A 6279-nucleotide genomic window follows, 5' to 3' on the forward strand; every position below is an offset into this window, starting at 1 on the left:
GAAAAGTTTTTTAAAATTCATTCTATTCTCAGTTTATTTGTTTTGTTCGTTTATCTAGGCTATAAGACTAAAATCGTCGCCGTCGAACCAAACGACTCCGCCGTGATCTCCGGCGAAAAACCAGGCCCTCATAAGATCCAGGGCATAGGAGCGGGCTTTATCCCGGCTACGCTTGATACCGCTTACATCGACGAGATAGAGCGCGTGGATAACGACGAGGCCTTTGAGGCGGCTAGAAAGCTGGCTAAAGAGGAGGGTATCTTGCTGGGTATCTCGGGCGGTGCGGCTCTGGCGGCTGCGGTGAAGGTCGCAAAGAGGCTAGGTAAGGGCAAAAAGGTGCTTTTCATAGCTCCCGATAACGGCGAGAGATATCTTAGTACTCCGCTTTACGAGGCGTGATTTGGGACTGATAGCTGAGCTAAACGAGCTAGTCGCGACCGTGCGAGAAAAGGACCCGTCGGTAGCCTCGTGCTGCTACGGGGCGATCCTCGTCAATACTCCGGGCATCCATGCCGTCTTTTTTCATAGATTCGCGCACTTTTTGCATGTTAAAAATTGGCGATTTACGGCGCGCTTCGTTTCGCAGATGTCGCGCTTTTTAACGGGCATCGAGATACATCCGGGCGCCAAGATCGGCAGGCGGCTTTTTATCGATCACGGCATGGGCGTGGTTATCGGCGAGACGGCTGAGGTGGGAGATGACGTGCTGATCTATCATCAAGTAACTCTAGGCGGCACGGGCAAAGAGTGCTGCAAGCGCCACCCGACCGTAAAAAACGGCGTCACGATAGCAGCCGGTGCAAAGGTGCTGGGAAATATCCTAATCGGCGAAAACGCCAAAATAGGCGCAAACTCGGTAGTGCTAAAAGACGTGCCCGATAACGCCACGGTTGTAGGCATCCCCGCTAGGATCGTGCGTATAAACGGCGAGCGAGTCGGCGAGTAGGTTAAATTTGCGCCGATCTAGGCTGCTATTTTTATAAAATTATTCTTTTTATTCTGTTAAATTTGAAAATTTGTAAGATTTTTATAGGGCAGGCAGAGGCAGCGGATGCTTTTGCGAGTTTGTATTTGGCTTTAAATTTATCAAATTTAACTACGGCAAATTTAGTTAAATTTACTCATCAAATATCGGGAGTTTAGGCTCTTTTACTTTTTGTGTTTTACTGCCGATGTTTAAATTTCGCGCAACATTCGCGGCGCTCAAATTTTTATTATCGTCAAATTTATCAGTCTGCACAGCGTCGTCAAATTTGACCGACTCGCCGGCTTCATTCGTTGTGATTTTTAGTCGCTTCATCGTTTTAGCCGATTTGCTAAACTCTATTAGATCCTCGGTCGTTTTTACTTCGCTTGGGAGTTTTTGCAGGGAGTGTTTAAAAATTTCAGCAGCCGCGATAGCGTCGTTAAGAGCTCTGTGGTGGGTATTGTCGATGCCTAAAATTTCTTTTAGCGTTCCTAGGCCGTATTTTGGCGAGGCGATGGTGCGGCGGGCTAGATCGATCGTGCAGAGCTTGCGGTTTAGTAGCTTGCCGTATCCTAGTGCCTCCAGCGTCGCGCTAATAAAGCCGTAGTCAAAGCGAACGTTGTGCGCCACAAAAACGCTCTGACCTAAAAAGACTTTAAACTGCTCCATGACGAAGGCTAGGCTGGGTGCGTTTTTTAGGTGCTCTGCGGTGATTCCCGTTAGTTCGCTGATATTTTCCGGGACGTAGGGCGCGTACACGAATGTTTCAAATTTGCCGATTATTTCTCCGTTTTGTAGCTTTAGCGCGCCGATTTCGATGATCTGGCCACTATTTATGCCGCCGCTAGTTTCTATATCCACGACGCAAAAAATTTGATCTTTTATTTCATTGCGCCGCGTTTTTAGCTCGATTTGGTTTTTTGCGGTGCGGGTTATGTCAAGCCCAAGCGCGCGCCACATCTGCACGTCGCGAACGTCGAAAAGCTCGGAGTATTCGTCCATTTGCTTGGTTGCGGCGACAAAGTCCGCGTAGGCTATGTTTCGTTTGGCGATGACGGCGAGTAGGGCTTCGAAATCTTGGTTCAAAACTCGAGCTTTAGCGAGCGGATAGAGTGCTCGTATGAATTTGACGAAAATATATAACTGCCCGCCACGACGATATCTACGCCCGCTTCATCGAGCTGCGCGACGTTTAGTCCCGTCACGCCGCCGTCCACCTCGATCATGCATTTTGCGTTTTTGCGCTCGATCATTTCGCGTAAGCTGCGGGCTTTTTCAAGTACCGAAGGGATAAATTTTTGCCCGCCGAACCCTGGATTTACGCTCATTAAAAGCACCATGTCGACCTCGTTTACGATGTGCTCGATCGCCGATATCGGCGTGTGCGGGTTTAGTACGATTGCAGGTCCAGTGCCGTGGCTGCGGATGTGATCGATTAGACGCAAAGGATGCTTTTCCTCCTCGATGTGAAAGCTTAAAAATTTAGGCTTCAGAGGTAAAAAAAGATCGGCAAAAAAGGTGTTATTTTGCACCATTAGGTGGATGTCTAGCGGCTTTGTGGCGGCTTTTGCGACGGCATTTACCACCACCGGGCCGATGGTTAAATTTGGCACAAAATGCCCGTCCATCACGTCGACATGCACAAGATCGGCGCCAGCCTCGCAGATGGCCTCGATCTCGGCTCTTAAATTTCCAAAATCAGCCGATAAAATACTCGGTGCTACATACATTTTATTATCCTTTTATTTGCTTAGAAAAAATATCGCGTCCATGCCGTCTATATCGAGTCGCACGAGGGCGCCTTTGTTTTTTTTGTCTTCGTCTTTAATCTCTTCAAAGACGTGCGGCAAGGTGAAATTCGCCTCTATCTTTTGACTCTTTAACCACGCTTCGATGCGGTCGGATATAACGCTAAGCAGGTCTGCATAGGCCTCGATCATGCTTGCGTCGCTACCTTCTTGAAGTAAAATTTTGCAGATTTTATAAACGGCGTTTTTTTCGACGCAGAGTATAAATTTTGCATTTGTCTCGCCGTAAAACGCTACCGAGCCCATGCAAAATTTCTCCTCGTCGCAGCTAAAATTTGTTATCTCGGTACTCTTGCGAGAAATAGGCAAATTTGACAAAGACGCTAGCGTGTCCATCACTACTTTTAAGATATCCGGTAAAAGATCTATTAACTCTTTGGTTATGTTTTTAGGTTTTTCGTCTTCTGTACTGCCGCCGCCTTCTATCGTCGCGTCGTCATTGAAAAAATCCTGGATCGTATCGTAAAGTAGTATCCCGCAGTCCTCTAAATCATGAAGTAAGGCTTTTGAGACATTGGATTTTTTTAGTCCGCACATAGCTATAGTTGCGCCGCTATCGGCACATTCCATCGCAAGTTTAGCCAAAAAGGATACGCCGTGAATATTTATAAAACTTGATTTTTTCATATCAAAAACAAAAAATTTAAAGCCGATTTTTAGCGATTGTAGGAAACTTTTATAAGCGAATTTGTCTGCAAATTCCGAGTCGATAAAGCCGTTTATCTCGTAAACGACGACGTTTTCTTTAAGGGTAGTGGATAATTCTTTCTTGTTTGATTTTATATCGGTGAGGCGGATGGCACATTCGAAATCTTTATGTAAACGGTTAAATTCTTCCTCGTCTTTTGCGATAACCGGTTTGTATCCGCGCCCTGATAATGTTAGCGCAATCTGGCGTTTTTGCTCGGTATCGGCGTTAAAAACGATGATTTGTTTGTTTTCCGATTCAAACTTCCCCCAAAATAAAAGCGCAACGCTGAGCGTCTCAAAAAAAGATAAATTTAAAACGTCTTTAGACATTCTTTTTAGGGCTTTAAATTTTATCTCATTGTAGTCGCAAAAGCCTATGTCCGCATCGCTTTCCTTTGTTATTCTTGAGACGGATTCAAGGATTAGATTAAAGCCTACCTTATTAAAATAAACGGTATTTTTAAGCGATATTAGGATATGACGCGGAGCTTTTTGGCGTAGATATTTTATATTTGCGTCGCTGATTTCGTATTTATCGATATCGCCGTCTAAAAAGCCGGAAGGATAAAATATAGCTACGTCGTCTTTAAAATCTAATCTCATAAGATAAAAGAATTTCCTAAAAAAATGATATTTTTTACGTAAATCGAGCCGGTAATTTTTTAAAATTTAACCGTGTTTAAATTTTGTTATTTTAGCTTTTTTATCCATAAATTCAGTTTAAAAACTAACGCGTTTGTAAAAGCGGCTTTAAGCTTTTATTTTGTTTATTTTGGATAGAATCAGCAGAAATTTTTATTTTTAAGGAAACAAATATGTCAAGAGTATGCGCAATAACAGGTAAAGGTCCGATGGTAGGCAACAACGTCAGCCACGCCAAAAACAGAACAAAAAGAAGGTTTTTACCAAACCTAAGAACCATCCGCGTTACGCTAGAGGACGGCACTACGAGAAAGATCAAAGTAGCTGCTTCTACGCTAAGAACAATGAGAAAACAGTCGCGCTAAAATTACCGCAAATTTGAGGAGTTGTCTTTGTTTAGAAAGATTTTAAAATTCCTCAACTGGTCAAGTTCCGCCAAACCTCAAATTAGTCTTAATACCGAACTTTACGAACAACTTCGCCCGTTTCGCTTACCGCTCATCTTAGTCGTTTTGATGATGATGATCGGAGCGATGGGTTACGTCACGATCGATGGTTTTAGCCTGATAGACGCGATTTATCAGGCCGGTATGACTTTTACGACCGTCGGTTTTACCGAGGTCGCACCTATTTCTCCGGCCGGCCGGATTTTTACTATCACTTTTATTTTGCTAGGCTTTGCCGTTTTTACGTTTTCTACGGGTTTGATGCTCGAAGTTTTAAAAAAAGGCGCGCTCGTAGCGATCATAAAGGAAAGACGAATGCTATACAAGATCGCAAGACTAAAAAACCACTTTGTTATCTGCTATCACAACCAATACACAATGGAATTAAGCCGCGAATTTAGGGAAAATCATATTCCTTTCATCGTTATCGATCCGCGCGAGGATCTGCCGGAAATCGCGGAAAAATACAAGTATCCATACTATATCGTCTCTCAGCCGCACACGCAAACTGCGCTTTTAAAGACGCATTTTTCAAGTGCAAAAGGTATGATCACGCTAAGCTCTAATATCGCCGATAACATCGCGCTTATCGCGACCGTAAGGTTGTTTGAAAAAGAGATCGGGCGCAAAAAACCGTATTTTATAATGACGAACTCCGACAACCAAGACGATACCGAGCGCCTAAAAAAACTCGGCGCAAATAGCGTCGTGAGCCCATCAAAGCTAGTTGCCCAGCGCCTTAGCGCCATGAGCGTGCGACCCGATATGGAAAATTTGCTTGAGCAGTTTTTATATAAACAAGACTCGCCGATCGATATCGAGGAGATTTTGGTGCCTGATTACTCATGGGTACGCTTTAAACGGCTAAAAGAAACAAATTTACGAAACATAACAAATGCTGACGTTGTGGGCATCAAAGACGTAAACAATAAATTTATCCCGATGCCAAAGGGCGACACGCTAATCGGCACGGGCACGAAGCTACTAGTTATCGGCACGGGAGAGTCGATACGCCTAACCAAACGAGTCATAAAAAGCAGACATAAGCCGGAAGAGCTAAAATATGTCTAAAATTTGAGACGATTTATGTGTATTTTAATTTTGCCTTTACCTAGATAGCCGTAAATTTAACGCTAAAATCAGGGATTGATTTGATCTCTTACCAAAATTTAAATTTTACAAAAGCATCTTTTGGATTTAAATAGCGTAAAAAATTAAGCTATTTAGAGACGAAACTAAGCTACCGTAAATTTTAGGGAATGCTCCGAATTTGACGCTTTTTAACCCTCTCTTAAAATAACATTCGCTAAAATTAAATCAAACTTTAATTAAAGGAGCAAAGATGTTTCATGAGGATAGAGAGCTTAACTAAGCTAAAAGGCACGAATGCGAGATTTACTTCGCTTTTCGATAAACACAACGACCTAGACGAAAAGATCGCCGAGATGCAAAAAGGCAATGTCTATAACGATGCCGAAGTGGATGCTCTAAAACGCGAGAAACTCAGACTAAAAGACGAAATCTACGCCTTTTTAGCCGAGTATAAAAAAGAAAATAATCTTTAATTTAATAGCGGCGGACGATTTGCGCCGCCGTTTTTACCTCAAATTTCATCTTTTTAACTATTTAAAAATATTTCTAAAAACTTTGTCAAATTTGACTCAAAATCAAAATAAAAAATCACTGCGACAACACTAAATTCATTCGTTAAATTTGAAATGCGATC

7 protein-coding genes and 1 pseudogene are annotated in these 6279 nt (G+C 43.0%); 5 read left to right on the top strand and 3 right to left on the bottom strand.

The window, feature by feature from the left end; all coding sequences use genetic code 11:
* Positions 1-399, top strand: a 399-nt coding sequence (locus Q0546_RS03535; RefSeq protein WP_298790586.1) for a pyridoxal-phosphate dependent enzyme, incomplete at its 5' end; no start/stop codon positions are given.
* Between the two features lies 1 nt (position 400).
* Positions 401-946, top strand: a complete 546-nt coding sequence (cysE, locus tag Q0546_RS03540) for a serine O-acetyltransferase (protein ID WP_122863502.1) — start codon at positions 401-403, stop codon at positions 944-946.
* A gap of 171 nt (positions 947-1117) precedes the next feature.
* On the opposite strand, the gene Q0546_RS03545 is transcribed toward cysE, so the two are convergent.
* The 3 genes from Q0546_RS03545 to Q0546_RS03555 are packed head-to-tail and all read right to left on the bottom strand — an operon-like array spanning position 1118 to position 4068.
* Positions 1118-2053 carry a 3'-5' exonuclease gene (locus tag Q0546_RS03545; protein ID WP_298790588.1) on the bottom strand — a complete coding sequence of 312 codons (936 nt, stop codon included), beginning with the start codon at positions 2051-2053 and terminating at the stop codon, positions 1118-1120.
* The gene (gene rpe, locus Q0546_RS03550; protein ID WP_298790590.1) at positions 2050-2697 is read right to left on the bottom strand and encodes a ribulose-phosphate 3-epimerase; all 648 of its coding nucleotides are present in this window, start codon (positions 2695-2697) and stop codon (positions 2050-2052) included. The genes Q0546_RS03545 and rpe overlap by 4 nt, the downstream gene beginning before the upstream one ends.
* Positions 2698-2709: 12 nt before the next feature.
* Positions 2710-4068: an STAS domain-containing protein gene (locus tag Q0546_RS03555; RefSeq protein WP_298790592.1), complete on the bottom strand. Its 1359-nt coding sequence runs from the start codon at positions 4066-4068 to the stop codon at positions 2710-2712.
* 212 nt (positions 4069-4280) lie between these two features.
* Here Q0546_RS03555 and rpmB point away from each other — a divergent pair, with 212 nt between their 5' ends.
* The 3 genes and pseudogenes from rpmB (at position 4281) to Q0546_RS03570 (ending at position 6118) form a co-directional block, all read left to right on the top strand.
* On the top strand, positions 4281-4472 hold the full coding sequence (gene rpmB / locus Q0546_RS03560) for a 50S ribosomal protein L28 (RefSeq protein ID WP_002945979.1): 192 nt from the start codon (positions 4281-4283) through the stop codon (positions 4470-4472).
* A gap of 21 nt (positions 4473-4493) precedes the next feature.
* Positions 4494-5624: a potassium channel protein gene (locus Q0546_RS03565; protein ID WP_298790595.1), complete on the top strand. Its 1131-nt coding sequence runs from the start codon at positions 4494-4496 to the stop codon at positions 5622-5624.
* Between the two features lie 271 nt (positions 5625-5895).
* Positions 5896-6118: pseudogene (locus Q0546_RS03570) on the top strand (YdcH family protein).
* Positions 6119-6279: the final 161 nt, after the last annotated feature.

Source organism: uncultured Campylobacter sp. (assembly GCF_937997465.1).
Lineage (GTDB): Bacteria > Campylobacterota > Campylobacteria > Campylobacterales > Campylobacteraceae > Campylobacter_A.